The organism is Agreia sp. VKM Ac-1783 (assembly GCF_900177765.1).
Classification (GTDB): Bacteria; Actinomycetota; Actinomycetes; order Actinomycetales; family Microbacteriaceae; genus Agreia.
The window spans coordinates 668,321-692,380 of record NZ_FXWI01000002.1; the positions used below are offsets into that span (position 1 = coordinate 668,321).

Annotated in this window: 18 protein-coding genes and 1 pseudogene; 9 read left to right on the forward strand and 10 right to left on the reverse strand. The window is 66.3% G+C overall.

Annotation, left to right across the window (positions count from 1 at the left end; translation table 11 throughout):
* Positions 1-65: 65 nt before the first annotated feature.
* The gene (locus CCK87_RS08210) at positions 66-1,229 is read right to left on the reverse strand and encodes a PDZ domain-containing protein (protein WP_249273785.1); all 1,164 of its coding nucleotides are present in this window, start codon (positions 1,227-1,229) and stop codon (positions 66-68) included.
* Positions 1,230-1,447: 218 nt separating this feature from the next.
* Between CCK87_RS08210 and CCK87_RS08215 the strand changes: the two genes are divergently transcribed.
* Both CCK87_RS08215 and CCK87_RS18560 read left to right on the forward strand, forming a co-directional pair.
* Complete coding sequence (locus CCK87_RS08215) at positions 1,448-2,764, forward strand: zinc-dependent metalloprotease (protein ID WP_086460907.1); 1,317 nt, start codon at positions 1,448-1,450, stop codon at positions 2,762-2,764.
* A 439-nt stretch (positions 2,765-3,203) separates the two neighbouring features.
* Positions 3,204-3,638 (forward strand): annotated as a pseudogene (locus CCK87_RS18560) (TOMM precursor leader peptide-binding protein); the annotation flags it as partial.
* Here CCK87_RS18560 and CCK87_RS18565 read toward each other — a convergent pair.
* Together CCK87_RS18565 and nudC are read right to left on the reverse strand one after the other, a co-directional pair.
* Entirely contained in the window at positions 3,601-5,331 is a 1,731-nt protein-coding gene (locus CCK87_RS18565; protein WP_249273786.1) for an ATP-dependent helicase, read from the reverse strand. The pseudogene CCK87_RS18560 and the gene CCK87_RS18565 overlap by 38 nt on opposite strands.
* Entirely contained in the window at positions 5,325-6,287 is a 963-nt protein-coding gene (gene nudC / locus CCK87_RS08230) for an NAD(+) diphosphatase (RefSeq protein WP_086460910.1), read from the reverse strand. The genes CCK87_RS18565 and nudC overlap by 7 nt, the downstream gene beginning before the upstream one ends.
* A 60-nt stretch (positions 6,288-6,347) precedes the next feature.
* On the opposite strand from nudC, the gene CCK87_RS08235 reads away from it, so the two are divergent.
* Positions 6,348-7,397, forward strand: coding sequence for a phosphotransferase (locus tag CCK87_RS08235; RefSeq protein ID WP_086460911.1), 1,050 nt, complete (start codon positions 6,348-6,350; stop codon positions 7,395-7,397).
* On the opposite strand, the gene CCK87_RS08240 is transcribed toward CCK87_RS08235, so the two are convergent.
* Positions 7,394-10,666, reverse strand: coding sequence for an ATP-dependent DNA helicase (locus CCK87_RS08240; RefSeq protein ID WP_249273787.1), 3,273 nt, complete (start codon positions 10,664-10,666; stop codon positions 7,394-7,396). The two genes, CCK87_RS08235 and CCK87_RS08240, sit on opposite strands and share 4 nt — an antisense overlap.
* Entirely contained in the window at positions 10,630-13,749 is a 3,120-nt protein-coding gene (locus tag CCK87_RS08245) for a UrvD/REP family ATP-dependent DNA helicase (protein ID WP_140162787.1), read from the reverse strand. Before CCK87_RS08245 ends, CCK87_RS08240 begins: the two co-directional genes overlap by 37 nt.
* Positions 13,750-13,919: 170 nt before the next feature.
* Here CCK87_RS08245 and CCK87_RS08250 point away from each other — a divergent pair, with 170 nt between their 5' ends.
* The 3 genes from CCK87_RS08250 to CCK87_RS08260 are packed head-to-tail and all read left to right on the forward strand — an operon-like array spanning position 13,920 to position 15,676.
* Complete coding sequence (locus tag CCK87_RS08250) at positions 13,920-14,144, forward strand: DUF3107 domain-containing protein (RefSeq protein WP_086460913.1); 225 nt, start codon at positions 13,920-13,922, stop codon at positions 14,142-14,144.
* Between the two features lie 4 nt (positions 14,145-14,148).
* Positions 14,149-14,451 (forward strand): hypothetical protein, encoded by a 303-nt coding sequence (locus CCK87_RS08255; protein WP_086460914.1) that lies wholly within the window; start codon positions 14,149-14,151, stop codon positions 14,449-14,451.
* Between the two features lie 4 nt (positions 14,452-14,455).
* Positions 14,456-15,676 carry an aminotransferase class V-fold PLP-dependent enzyme gene (locus CCK87_RS08260; RefSeq protein ID WP_086460915.1) on the forward strand — a complete coding sequence of 407 codons (1,221 nt, stop codon included), beginning with the start codon at positions 14,456-14,458 and terminating at the stop codon, positions 15,674-15,676.
* Here CCK87_RS08260 and CCK87_RS08265 read toward each other — a convergent pair.
* Positions 15,666-16,379 carry a ferritin-like fold-containing protein gene (locus CCK87_RS08265; protein WP_249273788.1) on the reverse strand — a complete coding sequence of 238 codons (714 nt, stop codon included), beginning with the start codon at positions 16,377-16,379 and terminating at the stop codon, positions 15,666-15,668. The two genes, CCK87_RS08260 and CCK87_RS08265, sit on opposite strands and share 11 nt — an antisense overlap.
* A gap of 231 nt (positions 16,380-16,610) precedes the next feature.
* Between CCK87_RS08265 and CCK87_RS08270 the strand changes: the two genes are divergently transcribed.
* Positions 16,611-18,038 carry a DEAD/DEAH box helicase gene (locus CCK87_RS08270; RefSeq protein WP_086460917.1) on the forward strand — a complete coding sequence of 476 codons (1,428 nt, stop codon included), beginning with the start codon at positions 16,611-16,613 and terminating at the stop codon, positions 18,036-18,038.
* A gap of 9 nt (positions 18,039-18,047) precedes the next feature.
* Here the strand turns inward: CCK87_RS08270 and CCK87_RS08275 are convergent, their stop codons facing one another.
* Complete coding sequence (locus CCK87_RS08275) at positions 18,048-18,917, reverse strand: PHP domain-containing protein (RefSeq protein WP_086460918.1); 870 nt, start codon at positions 18,915-18,917, stop codon at positions 18,048-18,050.
* 52 nt (positions 18,918-18,969) lie between these two features.
* On the opposite strand from CCK87_RS08275, the gene CCK87_RS08280 reads away from it, so the two are divergent.
* On the forward strand, positions 18,970-20,250 hold the full coding sequence (locus CCK87_RS08280; protein ID WP_140162788.1) for a hypothetical protein: 1,281 nt from the start codon (positions 18,970-18,972) through the stop codon (positions 20,248-20,250).
* 529 nt (positions 20,251-20,779) lie between these two features.
* On the opposite strand, the gene CCK87_RS08285 is transcribed toward CCK87_RS08280, so the two are convergent.
* The gene (locus tag CCK87_RS08285) at positions 20,780-21,376 is read right to left on the reverse strand and encodes a hypothetical protein (RefSeq protein ID WP_086460920.1); all 597 of its coding nucleotides are present in this window, start codon (positions 21,374-21,376) and stop codon (positions 20,780-20,782) included.
* On the reverse strand, positions 21,373-22,005 hold the full coding sequence (locus CCK87_RS08290) for a hypothetical protein (RefSeq protein WP_086460921.1): 633 nt from the start codon (positions 22,003-22,005) through the stop codon (positions 21,373-21,375). Before CCK87_RS08290 ends, CCK87_RS08285 begins: the two co-directional genes overlap by 4 nt.
* A 46-nt stretch (positions 22,006-22,051) precedes the next feature.
* Here CCK87_RS08290 and CCK87_RS08295 point away from each other — a divergent pair, with 46 nt between their 5' ends.
* The gene (locus CCK87_RS08295) at positions 22,052-23,515 is read left to right on the forward strand and encodes an aminopeptidase P family protein (RefSeq protein ID WP_212638200.1); all 1,464 of its coding nucleotides are present in this window, start codon (positions 22,052-22,054) and stop codon (positions 23,513-23,515) included.
* A gap of 22 nt (positions 23,516-23,537) precedes the next feature.
* Here the strand turns inward: CCK87_RS08295 and CCK87_RS08300 are convergent, their stop codons facing one another.
* Positions 23,538-24,032, reverse strand: a complete 495-nt coding sequence (locus CCK87_RS08300) for a general stress protein (protein ID WP_249273789.1) — start codon at positions 24,030-24,032, stop codon at positions 23,538-23,540.
* Between the last annotated feature and the right edge of the window lie 28 nt (positions 24,033-24,060).

A 24,060-nucleotide genomic window follows, 5' to 3' on the forward strand; every position in this document is an offset into this window, starting at 1 on the left:
TGAGAAGTGCCCTGTCGAGAGTTGCGCCACGGGAGAACACAGCCGACCACACGGCCCGCCGTCGGTTACTTGGCAGCGCTCGCGTCGCAGGTGGGTAGCGCGTCGAGACCCGTACCGCTCGAGATCGCCTTCAGGGCGTTCAACGAATCGTCGAGGGTCGACACGGCGAAGACCCGGATGCCGTCGGGCACGTGACCGGTGACCTCGTCGCAATTCGACGCGGGGGCCAGAAACCAATCGGCTCCCGCATCGCGCGCACCGAAGAGCTTCTGGCGGATGCCGCCGATGGGACCGACGGTTCCGTCTGCCGAGATCGTTCCTGTGCCGGCCACCTTCTGGCCGCCATTCAACTGACCGTCACTGAGCTTGTCGATGATTCCGAGCGCGAACATCATGCCGGCGCTCGGGCCGCCCACGTTGTCGAGCTGGATCTTCACGTCGAACGGGAACTCGAAGCTGGCCTGCACGCCGATTCCCAAGACCGATGTGTCGCCGCTGGTGATCGGGGTGATGGATGCCTCGATGGGTGCGCCCGCGCGCGTCACGTCGACGACGGCGGGCTTGTCGATACCGTTCGCCGCGACGGCCGCTCGGAGTTGGTCGATTGAGCCGACTGCCTGGCCGTTGACACTGGTGACGATGTCGCCGGCTTGGAGCTCGCCCTCGGCGGGCGAGCCCTTCGCCACGTTTCCGACGCTGACACTGGTCGTGAAGTCGTAGCCGAGGCTGCTGAGCGCGGCCGCGATGGCCTCCTGCTGGCTGTCGACCATCAAAGCGGCGTTCTGCTCGTCGCGCTGTTCCGTCGTGACATCGGGAGGATAGACGGCCTCGAGCGGCACGACGGCCTTGCTGCTGTCGAAATACGCCTGCACGACCTCGGCCCACGACGGGGTCTGTTTCGGAGTGCCGACGACGGAGACCGTAAGCATGTCGAGGGTTCCCGCGGTGGGATAGGTGGTCTCCCCGTCGACGGAGATCAACGGGGTGTCCTTGCCCTCCACCGTCTGAGAGCCGAGGGTGTCGAAGACAGGCCCCGGCTGCTCGATGACGTAGGGAGTCGGAAGGAAACTCATCACGAGCCCGAGTACAAGCGCGACGACCAGGACGGTCCAGCCTGTCGTCCGCCGGCGCGTCGCGCGACGCTCGGCCGCGATCTCTTCGGGCGAGCGGAGAACGAAAGGCACAGCCGGATGCGCGTCCGTGTCGTCGACGCGGTCTGCGTCATTCAAACCGAACAGGCTCACGTGTCTCCTCGACGAAGGGTGGAAATCAGATGGGGCGGAGCCCAACGGGGACTGTTCGCCAAGGGCGCACGGCCAGACTCACCAGCCTATGGGAAATCCCAGCAAGGCTGATCGGCCACCAGATAGCGTAGAGAGCAATTCTGACAGCGGGCATGGAGCACACCGGATCCGCGCCGACTGCCAGGCGAAAGAGGTTTCCTGCCATGAGCGACGACACACCGAAGGAGCCGGAGGACGACTTCCGGGACATGCTGCGGAGCTTCCTCGAGGGCAACTCGGAGATGGACCCGGCCAAGCTGGCAAGCGCGGCGGGACTCCCCTCGGATCCCGCGGCCGTGCAGCAACTCATGCAGCAGCTGCAGAACGCGATGCGCACGACGGGCGACGGCATCGACTGGCAGGTCGCCACGAAGCAGGCGAACGAGTTCGCCGGACAGTCATCTCTGAGTGTCACCGACGCCCAGCGCACCGAACTCGACGGGGCTCTGCACATCGCAGCGCTCTGGCTCGACGAGGTCACGAGTGTCACCGAGCTGGCTCTGCCTCCCGTCTTCCTCACCCGACAGCAGTGGACGACCGAGACGATGCCCGTCTGGAGTCAACTCGCCGAACCCGTCGCTCTGAGCATCGCCGATGCCTTGACCGCCGTGTTGAAAGACCAGGCTCCGGAGGAGATGGCCGGCATGCTCGCCGGCGCGTCCAAGCTCATGCGCAACCTCGGAGGTGCACTCTTCGCGGTACAGCTCGGCCAGGTCGTCGGCCAGCTCTCGACCGAGGTCGTCTCGGGCGGCGATGTAGGCATCCCGCTGTTCGAGAATCAGACGGCCGCGCTGCTGCCGCAGAACATCGCCACCTTCAGCGAAGGCCTCGACATCCCCCTCGATCAGGTTCAGCTCTACCTTGCTGTTCGAGAGTTGGCCCATGCTCGACTCTTTCGGCACGCCAAGTGGCTGCGACTGCACCTCATCACCTCGATCACGGAATTCGCTCGGGGAATTCGAATCGACACAGACCGACTCGAGGAACTGGCGGAGGGCTTCGACCCCTCGAATCCCGAGGAGCTTCGTCAGGCCGTCGTCTCGGGCGCGCTGATTCCGCCGAAGACCGAGGCTCAGCAGCACGCGCTCACGCGCCTCGAGACCATGCTCGCGCTCGTCGAAGGATGGGTGGATGTCGTGACCGCTCAGGCGACGAAACGTCTGCCGTCGAGCAATGCCGTCGCTGAGACCGTGCGCCGACGCCGAGCCACCGGGGGGCCAGCGGAGTCCGCGTTCTCGACGCTCATCGGACTCGAGCTCCGCCCCCGGCGTCTTCGCGAGGCAGCCGCAATGTGGCAGGCCGTCACCGACGCGGTCGGTTCAGACGTGCGCGATGAACTCTGGTCGCATCCCGATCTCGTTCCGACGGCCGCTGATATCGATGACCCTGCGGCGCTCGTCTCGCGGCTGCAGGCGGGAACGCCCGCGCCCGACGAGATGGACCAGGCGCTCGAAGATCTGCTCCGCGGCGAAGGCGAGTAAGCCGCGAGGTCACGCGCGGGCGTGCTCCGGTTGTGCATAACTTCGACGGTCCACGCCGCCGATCGGGCATCATCGCTGCATGGTTCTGCAGATAGATCCCCGATATCCCGTTCTCTGGCGTACGCCGTCGAGCATGCAGATCGGTGCAGACCGATCGATCGTGACTCTGCACGAGGTCACCGTCGCCGACGAGCAGCTCGTGGCCGTTCTGCGCAAAGGCATCAGCCCGCCCGGACTCGACATGGTCGGCGAGACCGTCGGCGCGACGCCCGAGCACGTCGCGGATCTGCTCGCGCGAATCCGCCCGGCTCTTCTCCGACATCGGGCATCGACACGTGGCCTCGAGGGGCTCACGATCGTCGTCACCGGTTCTTCGGCTGGCGCGGACGCCATCCGCTCGGTGCTCGCGGGGCTGGGAGCAGACCTCGTCGACGGCTCCATGCCCGTCGACTTGGCGATCATCGTGTCGACATTCAGCACCGATCCTCGTCAGTCCGGCGTCTGGCTACGACGCGATATTCCGCATCTCGCCGTGGTGTTCGGCGACTCCGAAGTGCGCGTCGGGCCCCTGGTGGAACCGGGATCGGGCCCCTGTCTTCATTGCGTCGAACGTGCCCGGATCGACGACGATCCGAGCTGGCCCGCCCTCGCCGGGCAGCTTCTCGGACGACGGGCTCACACCGAAGACACGCTCACGGTATCGACCGTCACGCCGGTTGTGGCGCGCGCGGTGCTCGACCGACTCGGCCCTGATTCTCCGAAATCGAGAAGACTCCGATTGCGCTCGCGCGCAAGAATCGTCGATGGGCAGACCGGCGACATCGAAGAGAAGACGTTCAGCCCGCACGCCGATTGTGCATGCCAGGGAGTGCCTCCTGCAGAAAACGAGAAGGTTGTCTCTGCTGAGAGCGCCCCATCCCCGACTCCGAGTACGACAGCTCGAGCCGGCGGCGCGCGCGGGTGAGTCCCACGTAGAGCAGTCGCCGCTCCTCGTCGATCTGCTCGAATGTCGTGGCGTAACTGATCGGAACGAGGCCTTCCGACAGGCCAGCGAGAAAGACCACGGGCCACTCGAGGCCCTTCGCAGAGTGCAGTGTCGCGAGCGTGACCGCGCGGAGAGTCGGTTCGTGCCCCGACCCCTGACGCTCCATCAATTCATCGGTGAATTGGCGGAAGGTGGTCGAGGCCGGTTGGCTCTCGGCCAAGGCCATCAGAGCGTTGAGCGCCTCCCACTTGTCTCGGACGGCGCCGCGGGCCTCGGGCGCGTCCTGGCTCCACCCGAGCGAGCGCAGAACGTCACTCACCGACTTGAACAGGGGCTCGCCGGTGATCGACACCGACGCCGCTCTCAGCGACATCACCGCCTGCTTCACCTCGGGGAGATCGAAGAACCGCTTCGATCCGCGGATCTGATAACTGACCCCCGCGTCGGCCAGCGCGGTCTCGAGAGCGGCGGCCTGCACATTGACTCGGTAGAGAACGGCGATGTCCTCCGCCGGAGTTCCCTCCTCGATGAGTCGCGCGATCCTGGCCGCGATCCCCCTCGCCTCTGCCAGGTCTGATGAGTACGGGGTGACCACGGGATCGCCGCCCTGCTCGCCGAGGGCGTGCAGAGAGAGCGCCCCTGAGCGCCCCTTCATCAATCGGTTCGCCACATCGACGATCGCCGGCGTGCTGCGATAGTTCTGTTCCAGGCGCACCGTGGTGGTGTTGTCGTACTCCGCGGCAAACGAGAGCAGGTAGTCGCTTCGAGCGCCCGCGAAGGAGTAGATGGTCTGGCTGGCATCGCCGACGACGCAGAGGTCGCTTCGGCCGCCTACCCAGAGCGACAGCAGATGATGCTGCAGCGGCGAGACGTCCTGGTATTCGTCGACGACGAAGAACCTGTACTGCTCGTGTACCTGCATCGCGACGGCGGGTTCTTGCTCGATCATGCCCGCGGTCGCAAGCAGAACATCCTCGAAGTCGAGCTGACGTCGCTCGTCCTTGATGTCTTCGTACTTCTGGTGCATGGCGAGCACCTGGTCGACCGTGAGCGTGCCCGGCAACGAACGCGACGTGCGCAGGGCCAATTCATACGCATCCAGATCGAGGCTCGACACCTTTCGCCATTCGATCTCGGCGGCGAGATCACGGAGACTGGCCGTATCGACCTTCAACCGCAGCGTCTCTGCGGCGTGCCCCAACAGGCGGGCCTTGCCCTCCAGCACTCGCGGCATGTCGCCCCCGACGACGGTGGGCCAGAAATAGTTCAGCTGCGACAGCGCCGCTGCGTGGAACGTGCGGGCCGAGACGCCGCCCGCCCCGAGCGGGCGCAACCGCGTGCGCAGTTCTGCGGCCGAACGAGCGGTGAACGTGAGTGCCATGACGCGATTGGGCGAATAGACGCCCGTGGCGACGCCGTAGGCGATGCGGTGTGTGATCGCCCGCGTCTTTCCCGTTCCGGCACCCGCAAGAATGCACACCGGGCCGACGAGCGCGCGCGCAGCGACCTGCTGGTCATCATCGAGAGCGGCGAGAATTCTCTCCGAGAGCTCCCCGTCTGCGACCGTCGCGGCGTTCACCACGCGAGGGCCTCGGCGGGCAGCGGTCCCCCGTACCAGTGCTCGAGGATGGCATGGGCGATCGACGAGGGGCCGGGCAGGGCCACGCCCGTGGCAGGGTCGGCGATCTCTGCGCGGGTGAACCATCGGAGATCGAGGATCTCTTCGCCATCCGGCCGCAACGCGTCGTCCGCGAACGCGGGATCGACGTGCGCGTAGAAACCGACCATCAGAGAGGCGGGGAAGGGCCACGGCTGCGACCCGAGGTACTGAGGAGTGAGGATGCGCACCCCCGACTCCTCGAAGACCTCTCGCTGAGCGGCAGCCTCGAACGACTCCCCCGGCTCCACGAACCCGGCCAGAAGGGAGTACCGATTCTGCTTCCACATGGCGTTGGAGCCGAGGAGGATCCTGTCCTGCGAGTCGACGATGCCTACGATGACGGCGGCGTCGGTACGCGGAAAGAGCTCGACGCCGAGTTCCACGTCGCGCCGAACCCACCCGCCCTTCTCGACGACCGTCTCCGCTCCACTACGAGGCGAATGGGTGTGCGACGCGTGCCAGCCGGCTATCGCCAGAGCCTCCACGAACGCTCCGGCGTCGCGATCGCTCAAGACGGTCGCCGCTTCTCTGAGATTCAGCCAACGGGCCTCGTCTGGCTCGAGCCGCTCGGCCTCGTCGTCGCTCACGACGACGAGCACGATACGCGTTCCGGCCGGTTCGGGAGACGTGGTCGACAGCGAGATACCGAGGTAGACGCGCAGCTCGACGTCGTGAACCCGATCGACGGGAAGGAGCCCCAGGGCCGGTCTGCTGCTGAAGTCGGGCGCCGCGAGAGCGCGCCCTCGCCACAGCGGCAGCAGGCGGGTCGTCGGATCGGCCCAGAGCTCGTCGAAGAGCTCGGGTCGAGCGCGGGACTCGTGGTCGCGGTCGATTTCCTGCCGAGAGAGAGGCAGGTGATTGAGGAAGGTGGAAGTCATGTGAACCAATCGTGCGTGGCGAACGCACCGCTTAGAAGATGCCAGCCCTACCCTGTTGGTATGGCCAGATCCCACTTCACTCTAGCCGCGCTCTCGACCGCGGCCGTCCCCGGGGCTGACATCGTCTCGACCCGGCCTATCGGCACGGGAACGGGCGGACGCTACGACTCCGCGGTCGTCACGCTGCGCGACCGCAATGAACTCATCGTTCGTGTGCCGACGTCGCAGGACGCCGAGACCGAGCAGTCGCGCGACCTCGTCGCCCTCACCGCCCTCACCGCAGGATTCCGAGGCCGTCTCCCCTTCGACGTTCCCCACGTCGAGGGCCAGACCCCCGTCGCGAATACCCGAGCGATCGTCTACGGGTACATTCCCGGCAGCCCCGCCGTACTGGCGGAGCTCGACGCCGCCGATCCGGTGGCCGAGTCGATCGGCCGCGCCATCGCATGCATTCACTCGCTACCCACGTCGCTCGTCACCGACTCGGGGCTCCCCGTGCAGACGGCCGCCGATGCAGCGCGGGTCGCCCGCATCACCAAAGATCGGGCCGCTGCCACCGGCGCCGTGCCCTCCGACCTGCTTGCGCGTTGGTCGACGGCACTCGAAGACAGCGCGCTCTGGCAGTTCCAGCCGACCGTCGTACACGGCTCGCTCTCCCCCGAATCGTTCCTGATTGCCGCCGACGCCGTGACGGGAGTGCTGGGCTGGTCGCAGCTGCAGGTCGGCGACCCTGCGTCGGATCTCTTCTGGCTGAGTTCAGCGCCCAGTGAGCAGTTGGCCACGCGCGTCTTCGGCGCCTACAACCTGGGCCGAAACACCCCCGTCGACCGTCAACTGCGCAAGCGTGCCCGGTTGTACGCCGAGCTCGAAATCGCCAAGTGGCTGCTTCACGGCACCGAGAAGCACGACGAGACGATCATCTCCGATGCCAAGACGATGCTGGCGGGCCTGTCTGTGAGCGTGGAGTCGGACATGCTGAATCCCCTCTCTACCGACACGGGTCAGATCATGGCGGTCGAAGAGGTCGAGGAGATGCTGCGTCGCACGCCGCGCACCGACGTGTCGTCGGCACGCGACAGCACCCGAGTGAGCGGAATCTCTGAAGACTAGAACGGCCAGAGCTCGAGGAGCTGCTTCTCTGAGAAGAGCTCCTCGGGCGCGATGACCGTGTCATCGGCGACGAAGTAGAACACGGCGTCGATCAGCTCTGGGTCTATGCCCTTCCATTTCGCATAGGCGAGGCGATAGAGCGCCAGTTGCAGCTGCTTGACCTCGAGGTCGTCGGGAGTGCTCGGGGCTTTTCCCGTCTTCCAGTCGACGACCTGGTAGCGCTCGCCATCGGTGAAGATGGCATCGATCTTGCAGACCACGACCTGCGTGCCGAGCACCAGGTGGATCTCGAGTTCGACCTCGAGCGGCTGCCTATCGGCCCACGGCGACGCTTCGAACGTGGCTTTGAGACCCTCGAGTTGAGACTGCTCGAGAGGAAGCTCGTCGGCTGCCTGGTCGCTCTCAGCAGCTGCTGCATCGATCAATTCGGCGCTGCCCGCCATGCCATAGCGGCTCTCTACCCAGGCATGGAACCGGGTGCCCAGTCTCGTCTGCCGGAACGGCTTCTCGGGCATAGGGCGACGAAGCGATCGGGCGACAGCCTCGGGATCGGTTACGTAGTCCTTGAAGCGTGAGGCGGCGATACGGCTGGGCACCGGTGCGACGCCAGCCTCCTCGATCTGTCGGTCGCGTTCTGCCAAGAGCAGATCGAGGTCGCGCTGCCAGCGACCGGCGGTGAGCGGCTGGGGGCTCTGGATGCGCGCGAGCACCAGTTCGGCGGCCTGCTCGACGCGGCCACGTCGGCCGCCCAGCGGGTCGAGAGGCCAGCGTGCGGTGAGTCCCTCGCCCTCGAGCGGGTTCTCTTCGTTTTCAGACTGCTGCGGCAGGTCGTCGATGAGCCCGGATTGCGCGAGTTCGGTGAGGAACGTCGATGCTCGGCGGGGCTTCGACTGCGTGGCCCAGAACGATCCGCTGAGCAGAAGCGAGTGTCGTGCTCGAGTGACGGCGACGTAGATGAGCCGGCGCTCCTCTGCCAGGTGTTTCGCCGCGAGGTCGGCCTGGAAGGTCTTCACCGCGCCGTCGAATGCCTGTTGCGACGCCAGCCCGCGCCAGTCGAGAGAGGGTAGCGACGAGGCGTCGCCTCTGAACTCGTATGGCAGCACGCCGAAGCGCAACCACCCTTTTCCTTCTTTGCTCTGTGCGGGAATCTCATCCGCCACCAGCCTCGGCACAGCCACGACGTCCCACTCCAGGCCCTTGGATCCGTGAATGGTGAGGAGCTGCACGGTGCCGGGCTCGGGCTCGTCGGTTCGGGGACTCAGGTCGTCTCGTTTCTCGGCCCGGTCGAGCCAGGCGAGGAAGCTACCCAGGGTTCCCACATCGTCGCCGGCGAGGAAGGACGCGATCTCGTCATGGAAGGCATCGAGCGCTCCGCGGGCGCCGCCGGCCGAGGTCACCCGCTCGTTAGCGGCGAGTTCGACGTCGAGTAGCAGCTGCTGCTCGACGAAGCGCACGAAATCGATGAGGGGGAGATTCGCGCGGGCACGGAAGGTGGCCAGCGTGCGGCCAGCGTGTCGCAAGCGTTCGAGTCCCTGCTCCGAGAAGCGCTCGAGTTGATGGTGCGTCGACGCGTGCTCTGTGACGAAGTCGAGGGCATCGACGATCGAGGCCGCATCGTCGGGCGCAACCGATTCGCGCATGCTGCGTCTGACGTCTTCCGGCACCTGGCGGTGGAAGGAGTCTCGAGAGGCGAGCCAACTCGCAACGTCGTTCAGGGCTCGGAGATCGCGGACCCCGATGTTCCATCGGGCACCCGAGAGGAGCCTGATCAACGATGAGCCTGCCGCCGGATCGTGGGCGGCGCGGAGGGCGCTGACGACGTCGACGACCTCGGGCGAGCTCAGAAGTCCGCCTACCCCGAGGATGTGGAACGGGATTCCTCGACGATCGAGAGCGGCGGCGAAGAAGTCCATGTGGCTTCGGACCCTGAAGAGCATCGCCGCAGACAACGGCTTGGCCGAGTCGGCCGTGGCCGAAGACGCGTGTGACGCGAACTGCTGGGCGAGCCAGTCTGCCACCGCTTCGGCCTCGTCGTCGCGCGTCTCGAGGAATCGGTACTCGACGCTTCCCTCGGGGGCATCAGGGCGCGGTTTCAAGCGATGCACGTCGACCGCCGACTCGTGACGCAGCGGCTCGACGAGGGTGTTCGCCGCGTCGAGCACCGACCGAGAGTTGCGCCAGCTCGTGGAGAGAGAGAAAGTCGGAACGATGCCGGAGCCGAAGTCTCGTGCGAACCATCCGAGGTTGCTGGCGCTCGCGCCCCTCCACCCGTAGATCGACTGGTGCGGGTCACCCACGGCCATGACGCCGTGTCCGCCGAAGAGTTTGGCGAGCAGGCGAGTCTGAACGACGGACGTGTCTTGATACTCGTCGAGCAACACCACGGCGAAGCGTGAACGATACTCGTCGACGATCTGCGGATTGCGCATGCAGATCTCGAGCGCAAGCGCGACCTGGTCGGAGAACTCGACCAGTCCCTTCGCCTGCTTCTGCCTGGCATACGCTCTCGCAAGGTCGACGAGGAGCGGGAGGGCGCTGACCTGCTCGACGGCGGCGTTGACCGACGCGTACGGAGTCGACTTCGCCTTGCCCTCTGTATAGGGAAGATCGACCAGATACGAGAACCTCTCGGCCAGCTCAGCGACGCCCTCCGCGTCGACCACGTTCTCGCTCAATTCGGAGCTGAGGGCGAGCACGGCCTCGACCAGCTGATCGAGGCTCTTTCCGAGGGGCACGAGCTTGTCATCGCCCTCGGCCAGCAGGACCCGCCGGGCCAGACCCCAGGCCGCGTTCTCTCCGAGGAGAACCGATTCGGGTTCACGACCGACCAGCAACGCATTGTCTCGAAAGATCGTGTTGCCGAAGGAGTTGTAGGTCGAAACGGTAGGCCTGTCGAAGAGATCCCGGGAGTCCGCCGCTCCGTCTACTCCTGCCGGAGTCTGAGCGGAGGCAGAGGGCAGAAGCTCGGCTCGTCGCAACGACTCGATGTGCCCCGTGATTCGAGTGTTCAACTCGCCGGCCGCTTTGCGCGTGAAAGTGAGACCGAGAACTTCGTTGACCTGGACATGACCATTGGCGAGCAACCAGACCACTCTGTTCGCCATCGTCGCCGTCTTGCCGCTCCCGGCTCCGGCGATGACGAGCGATGGCACCAGAGGTGCTTCGATCACGGCACACTGCTCGTCGGTGGGCCGGGGCATCTTGAGCGCGTCGGCGAGCTCGACCGCGCCGATCACGCGCTGACCGCCCTGATCACGTGAATGCGACACGCGCCGTGCGACCACGGATCGAGGCAGTGCGACCCGATGCGAGCGTCGACCTGAGAACCGGCCATACCGGAGGCGTCCGTCAGAATGCGCCGCCGGAACTCCTCGAGTTCGTCGGTCGAGCGAGGCGCCTGGGTGTGATCGACGAAATTCTTGCCACGGCTCGACTTCGACACGATGAGGAGCCGTGCTCCTCCGGGTCGCGCGTCAGCAGGCACGCCCTCGATCAGGCCGGCGTCGAAGGCGAGCTGATAAGCGCCGAGCTGTGCGTTCTCGCCGATCTCTGCGGCCGTGTACGCGCGTTTGCCGGTCTTCAGATCGACGATCACCACCGATCCGTCTGGATAGAGTTCGACCCGATCGATCGTTCCCCGGAGGACGGCCTGATCGACCTCGAGTTCGAACTTCGACTCCGCGCCCAGGAGCGTGCCACCCTGGCGGTCGAAGTCGGCGAGATATGTCGACAGCCGGGAGACGATCTGTCTAGCCTCTCTTCGCTTGATCTCGCTGAGCCACGACGACTCGAAATACAGTTCGCCCCAACGCGAGTGGACGAGATCGAAGAGCGCCTGTTCGCTGATGTCGGGGGCGGGCGCCGTCGTGCTCGTCTCCATCGCCTCATGGATGAGTGTTCCGACCTGCGACGACGTATTCGATGATCCTCCGCCCAGGTGATCGATCAACCAGTTGAGAGGGCACGTTTCGAACGACTCCATGCGCGACGGAGAGACGGTGACCCGCGCCTGGTCGTCGGACAAATCGACGAGAGGCTCCATCGAACTCGCCGCAGACAGCCCGTACCACTCCGCAGGATGCGCCCCGGGCACGGCCTCGCGCGCGAGCGTGGCGAGCGCGGACGCCGCCTGAGAGTCGCCGCGAGTAGCGACGGTTCGGCGGAGGACGCCGACGAGTCCACGCAACGACAAGGGCGTGCGCGACACCGCCCCGGGAACCGGTTCGGGTAGCAATGTGAACAGAGGCGATGGCGACGAATCTTCGTCGTCGACCGCCGTGACCAGCAATTCGGTCGAGGCGCGTGAGATCGCCTGGGCGAACATGCGGAGCTCGTCATGCAGGACTGCGGTTCTCTGGTCGAGCACGGCTGGAGCCTCGCCTCGCCTCGCCCCCTCGAGATCGTCGGCGCCGAGCAGGGTGCCTCGGATTCTGAGGTTGGGCCACACATTCTCCTGAACCCCGGCCACCACGACGAGGGCGAACTGCGTGCCGACAGCGCCCGCAGGTGAGGTAACGGTGACCGCGCGCGCGGTTGCCGCCCTCGCCAAAGTGTCTTCGGGAACGTCGACATCGAGGAGCTGTTCGAGGAACACGGTCGCCGGAGCTTCGGGCGACCGCTCGACGAACCTCTTCGCCGACGAGAAGAGAGCGACGACGGCGTCGAGGTCGTGTGCAGTCTCATCGGCGACCAGGCCCGTGCCGAGGGACTGTGCGCGCCAGGGCTCCGCGAGTCCGCTGGTCTCCCAGATCTGCCACAGCAACTCCTCGACGCTCGCTTCGGTCGATGCGGCTTCGCGGGTGAGGGTGATCATCGTGGCGAGCAGACGCGCCTTGCGGCCGACTCGCGGCTCGATCCGAGCGAGCACCAGCGGCATCTGCAGAGCGTCTACCAACAGCTCGGACCCCGTGCGGTGTCCACCTGATTCGAACTCGAGTTGCCGGAGGGCGCGCTTCAGCCGCCGAAGCAGCACCGCGTCGGAGGCTGTCAGCGGACTTAGTAGCAGCGCCTCGGCGAGTTCGCCCGTCAGCTCGCGGCGCCCCAACGCGACCTCGAGGATGGATGCGAATGCCCGAACCACGGGCTCGTCTCGCAGCGCGACACGAGCCCTCGACACCCTCGTGGGCACGTCGAACGCCGCGAGGCCTCTTTCGAGCGGCGCGATCTGCGAGCCACTCCGAACGATGACGGCCATGTCGTCCCACGCGATGTTCTCGAACACGTGCGCCTCGCGGAGACGCCGCGCGATCACGCCTATCTCATCGGACGGGCTCGTCGCGCGAACCGTCGAGACCTCTTTTCGGGCATGCGAAGCACTGGCTTCGACAGAAGCGATCGCGCGGCGTTGGCTACCTGCCCTGGCGGTTCCGATTCGGGCGGTGACGTCGGCGACGAGCGACCGCAACTGACTGCCGTGACGGTGCACCGTTTCGAGGACGATCGGTGACTCTGTCGACACGCGCAGGTATTCGCCGAGACGCGCGAGCGCGTCGGGATGAGCACCGCGGAACGTTCCGGTGCTGATGTCGGGGTCGCCGAACGCGACGACAGCCACGCCTCGACGAGCGAACTCTCGAACCAGAGCCAGTGTCGCGAGGGTCGACTCCTGTGCGTCGTCGAGCACCAGGAGGCGCAGTCGCGCGAGCGAGCCGACGGCCGCCTCGAGCTCGTCGGGAGCCGACTCGGCCTCGCGCAGCAGCACAGCGGCTTCACGCAGGAGTTCGGCGGAATCGAAACTGCGGTCGCGGTAGCTGGTCTTGACGCGGTCGTAGCCCTCGATGAATTGGGCCGCGGCCGCCCACTCCGGCCGACCCGCGGATTCGGCGAGCATCGCGAGCCGATCGGCAGATGTGCCCGTCTCGACGGCGCGCATCATGAGGTCGCGCAGTTCGGTGCGGAAGCCCCTGAGGCGCCGCACGTCTTCTCCGAGGTGGTCGGGCCAGGCCGGCCCGGAGCCATCGGCGATATCGCCCGCGAGCAACTCGGAGATTATCTGGTCTTGTTCTGCACCGGTCAGAAGAACGGGCGGTTCTTCGCCGCGCACCGCCGCCATGCCTCGCACGATCTGGAATGCGATCGAATTCGCCGTTCGGGCGAGAGGACCGTTCGAGGGCACAGCCATGCGCAGGGCCAGTCGGTCACGAAGCGCCGTCGCGGATGCCCGAGTAGGAGTGATGACAAGAACCTCGTCGGGCGAGAAACCCCGGTCGTGCACACGGTTGCACAGCAGTTCGACCAGGGCGGTGCTCTTGCCCGTGCCCGGCGCACCGATCACGGCACAACTGGCCGAGTCTCCGAGCGCCAGCACACGCGACTGCCCGGGGTCGAGGCGCGCAGGCCCATCAATTTCCACGAGAGCAAAGCTAACGTGTGCCACCGACACGGGTTCGCATCGCGGGCGCCGAGCCTGTTCGCTCTCGGCGAGTCGCCCGAGCCTCCGATCGGCGCGAGGGTTCGCGATTCTGTCCTAATCTGGACGCATGGCCCCAGAGCGGGCCGCAGCACTTGTGAAAGGTAGTCCTGGTGGATATTCGAATCGGCATTGCACACTCCCCCCGCGAAATCAGCTTCGAGTCGAGCCAGTCACCGGCCGACATCGAGAAGGCCGTTGCAGAGGTACTGAGCGGAGCATCCGGTCACCTCTCACTGACCGACATCAAGGGCACCGTCTACCTCGTTCCCGCGACGACGCTCAGCTACGTCGAGATCGGTGCAGAAGAAGCACGACGCGTCGGCTTCGTTCTCTAGCCCGATGGAGCTGCTCTTCATCACCCTCGGCGGCGCCATTCTCGGTCTCGTTGCGCGGTACAGCCTGTCTCTCCGAGAGAACCATGGCGTCGCGCTCGTGCCCTCGATCGGTGCTGCCGCGGCGGCCGTGGTCTGGGTGGCGCTCACCTGGGCGGGAATGACGTGGGATGGCGGCTGGATCTGGGTGATCAGCCTCGTGGTGACGGCCGCGGTCGTCGGTATCGCCGATCGAGTCATCGGCAGCTCCCGTGAGCGAGCGGACATGGCGCGATTCAACGCGCTCCGCACGCCGTCCGCCGCGAACTGAACCGATGGCATCCCTCGTCGAGGCCGAACAGCTCGACGCGCGCGACCCCCTGGCATCACGACGAGAACTCTTCGTCGGTTCGGATGACCCGCACGTCACCGCCTACCTCGACGGCAACTCGCTCGGTCGCCCCCTCCGGGCGAGCGCGGCGCGGCTCGCGTCGTTCGCATCGGATGCCTGGGGCTCACGGCTGATCAGAGGCTGGGACGAGGAGTGGTTCGACCTTCCTCTCACCCTCGGAGACCGTATCGGAACGGTGACGCTGGGCGCTGCAGCCGGTCAGGTCGCCGTCGGTGACTCCACGACGGTGCTCCTCTACAAGCTCATTCGGGCGGCTGTGGATGCGCGGCCCGGGCGCACCGAGATCGTCGTCGACACCGACAACTTTCCGACAGACCGTTATCTCGTCGAGGGCATAGCGGCCGAACGCGGCCTCGAACTCCGATGGATCGAATCCGACACTCGCGGTGGGGTATCGCCCGCTGAACTCGAGGCGGTGGTCGGCACGAAGACCGCGCTCGTGCTCCTCTCTCACGTCGCCTACCGATCGGGGTTCCTCGCCGATGTGCCTGCGCTCACAGCGATCGCTCACGATTCCGGCGCTCTGGTGCTGTGGGATGTCTGCCACTCGGTCGCGAGCGTGCCGATCGAACTCGACGATTGGGGCGTCGACATCGCCGTCGGCTGCACCTACAAGTACCTGAACGGCGGTCCTGGATCGCCGGCATTCGTCTACGTTCGTCGCGAGCTGCAAGACCAGCTGTCCCAGCCGATCCAGGGGTGGATGGGCCACGCGGCACCGTTCGACATGGGTCCCGGATACTCCCCCGCGCCCGGCATGCGGCGATTCCTGAGTGGCACGCCGTCGATCGTCGGCATGCAGGCACTCCGTGACATGGTCGATCTCATCGCCGAGGTGGGAATGGCGGCGATCCGCGCTAAATCGGAGACCCTCACCCGGTTCGCCGTCGAGGCCGTCGACGACTGGCCCGCATCCTGGGCAGTCGAGCTAGCGACCCCGCGTGAGGCCGAGCGCCGGGGCAGCCACGTGACCATCGAGCATCCGGCGTTCAAACAGATCACCGCCGAGCTGTGGCGCCGTGGCGTCATTCCCGACTTCCGTGCTCCTCACGGCATGCGCCTCGGACTCTCGCCCCTGTCGACGAGTCACGTCGAGCTCTGGAACGGCCTCGAGGCCGTGCGGGAGCAGCTCGTCAGGCTGTGAGTCCGAGCCCGTCCATGCGGCGGGTGTGCGCAGCGATGACCTCGGTGAAGACCGGCTCTATGCGCTGTTCGTCGGAGTTGCGGTTGTCGGTGTGGTGAATCGCGGAACGAGCAACCAGCAGGGTGTCTCCGACGACGCGTCGACCCCACATGGCGAGGTGAGACCCGAGCTTCGGATCGTTCGCGATGCCCTCGGCCACGATCGTGGCGATGGCCTGACGACCGCTCTCGGCATCGAGGATCTGCACCATGCGCGGCCCTGAACCGTTCTCGAGCCCTGCGGCGAGGTGGATGAAGAAGTCGTCGAGGATGCCGGCGCTGACGTAGAGACTCGTCAGAGCCTCGTGCCAGGTCGCTCCCGCCACAACTTCACGGTAGTCGTCGATGGCAGCGGCGAACGGCTGCATGATGACCGCCGGATCGGCGACGTGCCTGCGGATCTCGGCGACGAGGCGTTCGTGCTTGTCGAGCGCCTGACCGGCGGCCGGACCGAGCGACTCCTTGTGCGCGACGGTGGGCGCCTGGGTCACGATGCGCGAGAGGGATTCGAAGAGCGAGAGCTGGATGTATGCGGCCTGGCCCAGATACGGAAGCAGCGCGGGCGTCAGTTCGGCCAGATTCACGCGCGGCAGTTGTGCAGCCTCGCCGCGGGGCTTCAGGCGGGGCACCTCGAGGCGCACCTTGGGCCGGCGAAACGTGAACACCCTCGTTAGCCTAGCGGCGCGGCGCGCCCGCCAATGGACCGGGCGCCCCCTTAATCGTGTCGATCCGATAAACTCGGGGATGCCCTGACACGAATCGGGGCGTCTACGCCGCCCGCCAGGCGCCATCGCCGGCCTTCGACGCGCAGGGCACGGACCACAACCGGTCTCGATCCCGCCGCGACCATTCTCCCCAGCGGCGTAGCCCGATAATTCATGACAGGGCATCACACAGTGACTTTCACCGATCTAGGCATCGACCAGGACATGGCCGACGCGCTTGCAAGCAAGGGCATCCTCGAGCCATTCCCCATTCAGACGCAGACGATCCCCCTGGCCCTCGACGGCCAGGACATCATCGGCCAGGCTAAGACGGGAACCGGCAAGACGTTCGGGTTCGGCCTGCCGCTCATCCAGCGCCTCGGCCTCACCCCCGAGAACGGCGTGCAGGCGCTCGTCGTCGTTCCCACCCGCGAACTCGCGGTGCAGGTGACCGAAGACCTCGTGCTCGCCACGTCGAACCGCCCCACGACGATCGTGTCGATCTACGGCGGCAAGGCATACGAGGGTCAGATCGAACAGTTGAAGGCGGGCGCGCAGATCGTCGTCGGAACCCCCGGTCGACTGCTGGACCTCGCGGGCCAGCGCCTGCTGAATCTCGCCAATGTGCGCGAGATGGTGCTCGACGAGGCCGATAAGATGCTCGACCTCGGTTTCCTCGCCGACATCGAGAAGCTCTTCGCCCAGACTCCGGCGACGCGTCACACGATGCTCTTCTCGGCGACCATGCCCGGGCCGATCGTGGCCCTCGCGCGCCGCTTCATGTCGAAGCCCATCCACATCCGCGCCACCGACCCCGATGAGGGCCAGGTTCAGGCGCAGATCAACCACCTCATCTACCGCGCCCACAACATGGACAAAGACGAGGTCATCGCCCGCATCCTTCAGGCCGAGGGTCGCGGCAAGACCGTGATCTTCACCCGCACCAAGCGGGCCGCGGCGAAACTCGTCGAAGAGCTCAACGATCGTGGCTTCAACGCGGCGGCGGTGCACGGCGACCTGAACCAGGAGCAGCGCGAGCGCGCCATGGCCGCGTTCAAGGCGGGCAAGAAAGACATCCTCATCGCCACCGACGTCGCGGCGCGCGGCATCGATGTGCTCGACGTGACCCACGTCATCAACCACACGATCCCCGAAGACGAGAAGGCCTACCTGCACCGCGTCGGTCGCACGGGCCGCGCCGGCAAGACCGGAATCGCCGTGACGTTTGTCGATTGGGACGACCTGCACAAGTGGGCGCTCATCAACCGTGCTCTCGAGTTCGGCCAGCCCGAGCCCACCGAGACGTACTCGTCGAGCCCGCACCTGTTCTCCGATCTGAACATCCCGGCCGGCACCAAGGGCCGCCTGCGGCCCGCTTCGCCCAAGACGGATGCGCCCGCCGCCGACCGCGCGCCACGCGGCTCGGGCGACTCCCGCCCCCCGCGCACCCGCTCGCGCGCCCCACGTTCGGCGGGCACAGAGTCGGGTACGGCGAACGCGCCGCGCACGACCTCGGCCGACGGCGCTGGAACCCACACGGGCACCGGCCCGGAGCATCACGACGGCAACAGTGCGCCTCGCCGTCGCACGCGTCGCCGCACGCCCCGAGCGTCGGAGTAGATCTTCTCGTCAGTCGGGCAGCACGGGCTTCCAGCCCGTGCTTCGCTCGACGAGGCGCTCGAGCACGGCGGGTGACGTCTGATTCTCGGCGAGCCGATTGGGCTTTCCCTCGCCGTGATAGTCGCTCGAGCCTGTGACGGCCAGGTCGAATTTGGCCGCCAGCTCTCGCAGCCTGGCCTTGCCGTCTTCGGTGTTCTCTCTGTGGTCGATCTCGAGCCCGAAGAGACCCGCATCGACCAGGCGAGAGAGCTCCCCCTCGCTCACGACCCCGTCACGACCGCGGGTGGCCGGATGCGCGATCACCGGCACACCGCCCGCGGCCACGATGAGCTCCACGCCGGTCAGCGGATCGGGTGCGTAGTGCGGCAGATAGTAGCCGGCTCGCCAATGAAGGATGCCCGCGAAAGCATCGCTTCTCGTCAGCGAGTGGCCCTTGGCCACCAGAGCATCGGCGATGTGCGGTCGCCCTACCGTCGCCCCGTCCTGCGTCTGCGCGAGGACGTCGTCCCAGCTGAGGTCGTAGTCGGCGCCGATGGCCTGCACCATGTCTTCGGCTCGAGTGAGCCGGGCAGATCGGATGCGCGCGGTCTCGGCGACCAGGCCCGCGCTGTTGGGATCGAAGAGATACGCGAGCATGTGGATGCTCGCGCGGCCACGGCGGGTCGACAGTTCCATTCCGGGAATCAGAGCGATGCCCGACCGTCGTGCCTCATTGGATGCCGACTCCCAGCCGGCGGTCGAGTCGTGGTCGGTGATGGCGACGGTACCCAGGCCGGCTTCGGCCGCCGCACGGACGAGATTGGCCGGAGTCTCGGTTCCATCCGAGGCGCTGGAGTGCGTGTGCAGATCGATCGGCCCTGGAGGGAATGCGGATGCCATCTGCCCATCGTACGAGTTCGAGCACGTCGAGGCTCGCCGCTACGATGAGCGCATGAGGTCGACGATCCGCGAAGTGCTCAGGCTCGCGGGACGCACGTGGCCCTTGCTGCTGGTCTGGTTCCTCGGCGGCTGGATTGTGCGCTGGGTGGTCATCCGCATCGCGGCCGAGCTCGGGGCGATCGACGCGACCCTGGGCCTCATCGTTCTGCCGATCGCGGTCCTCGCGAGGTTGGTGTCGTACATCGGCATGTTTCTCGTCCTCCGCGACTCCATGCCCGCCTTCACCCGGCTCGCGCGAGGCAACGTCACCGACGACTCTGCCGAGGAGACGGCCCTCGGATTCCGCGACATCCTGCTCTCGAGCGTGCTCGTGTTCTTCGCCCTGTACTCGGCGATGGATCTGATGCGTCAGGATCTGCTCAAGTACGCCGGACTCGCCATCGAGTCGGACAATTTCTTCACCTACGCCGATTCCGGGACGACGGTGCTCGCGGTGACAGCGACTCCTGCTTCGGTCACGGTCGCCGTGATCGCCTTCGCGGGTCGCTTCGCGCTGAAGCGCCTGCGGTCGCGGCTGCCGGCGTGGACCTCGATCATCACGGTGTACCTCGAGGCGGTCTGGGTCTTCATCGCGGTCAACGTGCTGTCGAGCCTCTTCAGCGTCGTGCCCGACTGGATCGACAGCCGCCAGTTCATCCGGTCTCTCGATGAGCTGAGACAGACTCTGGTCGAGAATTCCCTGACCCTCAGACTGGCGTGGGACGGCGCATCCTGGGTCTGGAACTCGAGCAGCGAGATCGTCTTCCTCGCCCTGGCGTGGCTCCTCGTGGCCGGAGTCGTCTACGTGCGCTCGCTGACGACCTCGCGGCTCGAGCTCCGTCGACGAGCACGCCCGCCCGGCCCGCTCCTGGGGTCGACTCTCACGTCCGCACCCGTCGGTCTGGCTCGCCGCGCACGCCCCCTGTTCGACGACGCCATCGAGATAGCGAAGCCCTTGCTCCTCAGCGCCCGGGTCATCCTTCGAGGGGGAATCGTCTTTCTCGCCGTCTACGTCTTCGCCTACGCCCTCTGGGTGAGCATCGGCGATTGGGTTCTCGCCGGCATCTATGCGGCTATCGGTCCCCACCCCTATGCGTGGTGGATGGCCACCGATCAGCCGATTGGGTTCGTGATCGACCTGATCGTCGAGCCCGTCCGCGTCAGCCTGCTCGCTGTCGCATTCGACTTCTGTCTGAGGTCGTCGCGCCGAACTGCCGACGTGGAGCTCGACGAGATGTCTGAAGACGTGGATGCGCTGGAGACCGCCGAGGGTGACAGCTCGAGTTCGAGGTAGTTCGGCGTCAGGCCGATCTTCTCGATCTGCACCCACGAACTCGTCTCTGCGGCACCACTCGGCACGGTGGCCGCGACGACAAGTCGATAGGGCTCCCCCTGCGAGTCCGAGCAGGTCGTCTGTGAATCGCCGGTCGGGGGGAACTTGCGAGGCAGGTCGACGTTGGCGTTCCACGTTCGCTTCTCCGGATGCGCCGGGCTCGTCGCCGAGATCGTGAGATTGCACGAGTCGACGAGGTCCTTGCCGGGGGTGACCTCGAGCACCGCGACGATGAGATCCATGTCAGGGTCGAGTTCGAGCTCGTCTCCGCCCTCTGTTCCGCCACGCACGAGCACGGTGTCGTCGACGCGGAATTCGGCTCCCCCGTAGACCGCGCTCTGACCGTCGGGCACGGTCACCGCATGCGAGTAGAGGCCGTTCTGGTAGTCGAACCACTCGCTCGAGGTTGTCAGGATCACGGTTCCAGGCAGCAGCACGGCGAGGGCAAGCACGGGCCACCGATTGCGTCTCCACCACGACTGCTCGGTCGTCATAGAACCCGCTCCACCGGTCGAGACACGGCTACGTCGGTCTCGACGGACAGGCTCGTCAGATCGACCTGGGTGACAAGACGAGAGTCGAGAATCGACTGGAACGATGCGTTGATACCGATCTCGGCCCGTGCTGCTTCTGCCGATCGGAGTGCGTCGTCGGATACCTCGAAGAGGATGACACCGACCGAGGCGATGCCAGGCCTGACGGTGCCGTCGTCGAGCGTCACGAGAGGCAGGCGCTCCGAGGCGTAGTAGGTCGTGTCGCCGATCGTCAACGTCGGTCTGTACAACGACGAGGGCTCGAAGCGGGCGGCGATCTCGGCGTCGACGACGACCCAGGTTCCTGTGGTCTCGCCCGTCCAATCGCTGTCGGCTGCGGTTGCGTCGATCGACGAAGCGAGACGCACCGACGTCACGGCGCCTGTGAGCGTGCGTCCGGTCAGAACATCGCCGATGTCACCGCGCACGTTGAAGGGCGCGTTGATGTCATCGCCGTGAGGCGTCACCCCGTAGACCAGCACGGTCGCCGCAAGCGCGACGACGACCGTCAGCGCCGAGAGGGCACCGCGTCGGCTGACTCTTCCGGGCCTCACGTCGCGTCGTCCTGTGCGAAGTCGAGGCCTCGATCGCCTACGACGAGGGATACGTCTGCGGTGACCACGGGGTCGTCCCAGGAGTCGTCGAAGAGGAACCCCTTCCGCAGGGTCTTGTCGAGAACGTGCACGGTGATCTCCGAGCCGGCCTTTTTCTCGGTCGAAGGAATCTGCCAGAGCAACACGATCTCCTGCGCGACGCCGGGCTGCAGCATGGGGTTGCTCGACGACTCGCCGAGGCGGATTACCTCGTCGGCCTGAGCCGTGCCGGCCGATCCCGCGACCCCGTCTACCAGGACGTTGTCTTTCACCTTGTCCATCGGGGTATCCGACACATTGGTGACCAACGCCCTCACGGCGAGGAACCGGTTGCCCTCGTCGGGTTCGAGGTAGGGATCGAACCCGTCGGCGAGAAACGCATCCTCGATCGTCACGTCGAGTTGTTTTCCGGCGACCACCTGACCGCTCGTGGCGCGCGCGACGGGCCGCTCCTCCACGGTGTTCAAGCCCCCGAATCCGGCCACGGCGCCGAGAACGACGACGAGTGCTGAAACGGCGTAGAGAGCGGGAGCTGCTCGCTCGATCATCGAGAGCAGGCGTGACGGCGATCGGTCACGGGCTGCTGGCATGGGTCTAACTTACTCGGCACCCGAAACGATGGCTCAGAATGGAAGCATGGCCGACGCACAGAAGACAGACCACTCCGACGCTCCTACCGAAGCGGAGTCGAGCAACAGAAGCACGACACCGGGCTCGACGACGTTCCGCGACTTCATCGCCAGCGGTTGGGCCGAGCGAACCGACATCGTTCCACCGGCGCGGCCCGAGGCGTCCTTCGCCGCGGCGCGCCGCGAGGCGATTTCGGCCCTGCATCCCGACGAGACCCTCGTGATTCCCGCCGGCGATCGCAAACAGCGCTCCAACGACACCGACTACCCCTTCCGCGCCCATTCGGCATTCTCCTGGCTCACGGGCTGGGGCTCCGACAGCGAACCCGGGGCGATCCTCGTTCTCGAGCCTCGAACAGAGGGTGGTCACGACGCGACCCTGTACTTCCGCGAACGTGCGGGACGCGACTCCGACGAGTTCTATGCGAACTCCGAGATCGGCGAGTTCTGGATAGGCGCTCGGCCGTCATTGGCCCAGGTCGCGGGCGATCTGGGGATCACCACCCGCGGCATCGCCGACTTCGTCACCGTTCGTCAGGCGGCGGATGCGTCGACCCGCGTCGTTCGCGAGGCCGCCGGTGAACTGCTGCAGGGCACAGACGAAGAACTCGACGCGGCCTTCGCCCGCGATCTCTCGGAATTGCGCCTCGTGAAGGACAGCTTCGAGATCGAACAGATGAGACTGGCCGTCGAGGCCACCGCTCGCGGTTTCGACGACGTTATCCGCGACCTGCCCAAGATCTCGGCGCATCAGCGCGGCGAGCGCATCGTCGAGGGCGTGTTCAACACCCGCGCCCGGGTCGACGGCAACGCCGTGGGCTACGACACCATCGCCGCGTCCGGACCGCACGCCTGCATCCTCCACTGGACGACGAACGACGGGCCCGTCGTGCCCGGCGACCTGATGTTGCTCGACGCGGGCGTCGAGGTCGACACGCTCTACACGGCCGACATCACGCGCACGCTGCCGATCTCCGGCACCTTCTCCCCCGTTCAGAGAGACATCTACGAGGCCGTGCGCGAGGCAGCCGACGCGGCGTTCGCGATCGTGCGCCCGGGCATCCGGTTCCGCGAGATCCACGCGACCGCGATGGCCGTGATCGCGCGGCGAACCGCCGAGTGGGGCCTCCTACCCGTCACGGCCGAGGAGGCGCTCGAGGCCGACAACCAGCAGCACCGCCGCTACATGGTGCACGGCACGAGCCACCACCTCGGTATCGACGTGCACGACTGCGCCCAGGCGCGCCGCGAGATGTACCTCGACGGCATCGTTGAGGAGGGAATGGTGTTCACGATCGAGCCGGGGCTCTACTTCCAGCCGGATGACCTGACGGTTCCCGAGTCCTTCCGGGGTATCGGCGTTCGCATCGAAGACGACATCCTCGTCACGGCCGATGGAGCGGAGAACCTGTCGGCGGGCATCCCGCGCTCGGCCGACGAGGTCGAGGCGTGGATCGCACGACTGAGCTAGTTCGGCCGAAGGCGCCCGTCGATCAGGCGGCGGGCGTCTCGAGCACGTTCTTCGCCTTGTTGGCGACATCGGCGCTCACGATGATCGAGTAGCTCGTGGCGATCACCTGCATCGTCGAGGTGAAGTCGCGGCGGCGCCGCGAGATCGAATACGTGACGATGCGGAAGATCATTCCGAAGCCCGCCCCGATGAGGCTGGCGGCGGCGATGAACGGGAGCGATGTCGCCGTCGGCGACAGGATCACGAGGAAGAAGCCGAAGAACAGGCCGAGCCACAGGCCGCTCAGAGCGCCGGAGACGGCCGCCCTGGCGTAGCTCTGCTTGCCCAGGACGCGCTCAACCGTCTTCAGATCGCTGCCCACGATCGACACCTCGGCCACCGGAAAATCGGCGTGGGCGAGACGATCGACCGCGCTCTGCGCCTCGGTGTACGACTCGTAGGTGGCCACGATCTCGCCACGAGGCATCGTCGCGGAATTGCTGGGCGCGCGGCCGCCGAACGGCATCTGGTTACTCACAGGACCATCCTCCCATGACCCTCATGTG

Coding starts and splice junctions, on each gene's coding strand:
- CCK87_RS08215 (WP_086460907.1), top strand. CDS start 1,448: ATGAGCGACGACACACCGAAGGAGCCGGAGGACGACTTCCGGGACATG.
- nudC (WP_086460910.1), bottom strand. CDS start 6,287: ATGACTTCCACCTTCCTCAATCACCTGCCTCTCTCTCGGCAGGAAATC.
- CCK87_RS08235 (WP_086460911.1), top strand. CDS start 6,348: ATGGCCAGATCCCACTTCACTCTAGCCGCGCTCTCGACCGCGGCCGTC.
- CCK87_RS08255 (WP_086460914.1), top strand. CDS start 14,149: ATGGAGCTGCTCTTCATCACCCTCGGCGGCGCCATTCTCGGTCTCGTT.
- CCK87_RS08260 (WP_086460915.1), top strand. CDS start 14,456: ATGGCATCCCTCGTCGAGGCCGAACAGCTCGACGCGCGCGACCCCCTG.
- CCK87_RS08275 (WP_086460918.1), bottom strand. CDS start 18,917: ATGGCATCCGCATTCCCTCCAGGGCCGATCGATCTGCACACGCACTCC.
- CCK87_RS08280 (WP_140162788.1), top strand. CDS start 18,970: ATGAGGTCGACGATCCGCGAAGTGCTCAGGCTCGCGGGACGCACGTGG.
- CCK87_RS08290 (WP_086460921.1), bottom strand. CDS start 22,005: ATGCCAGCAGCCCGTGACCGATCGCCGTCACGCCTGCTCTCGATGATC.
- CCK87_RS08295 (WP_212638200.1), top strand. CDS start 22,052: ATGGCCGACGCACAGAAGACAGACCACTCCGACGCTCCTACCGAAGCG.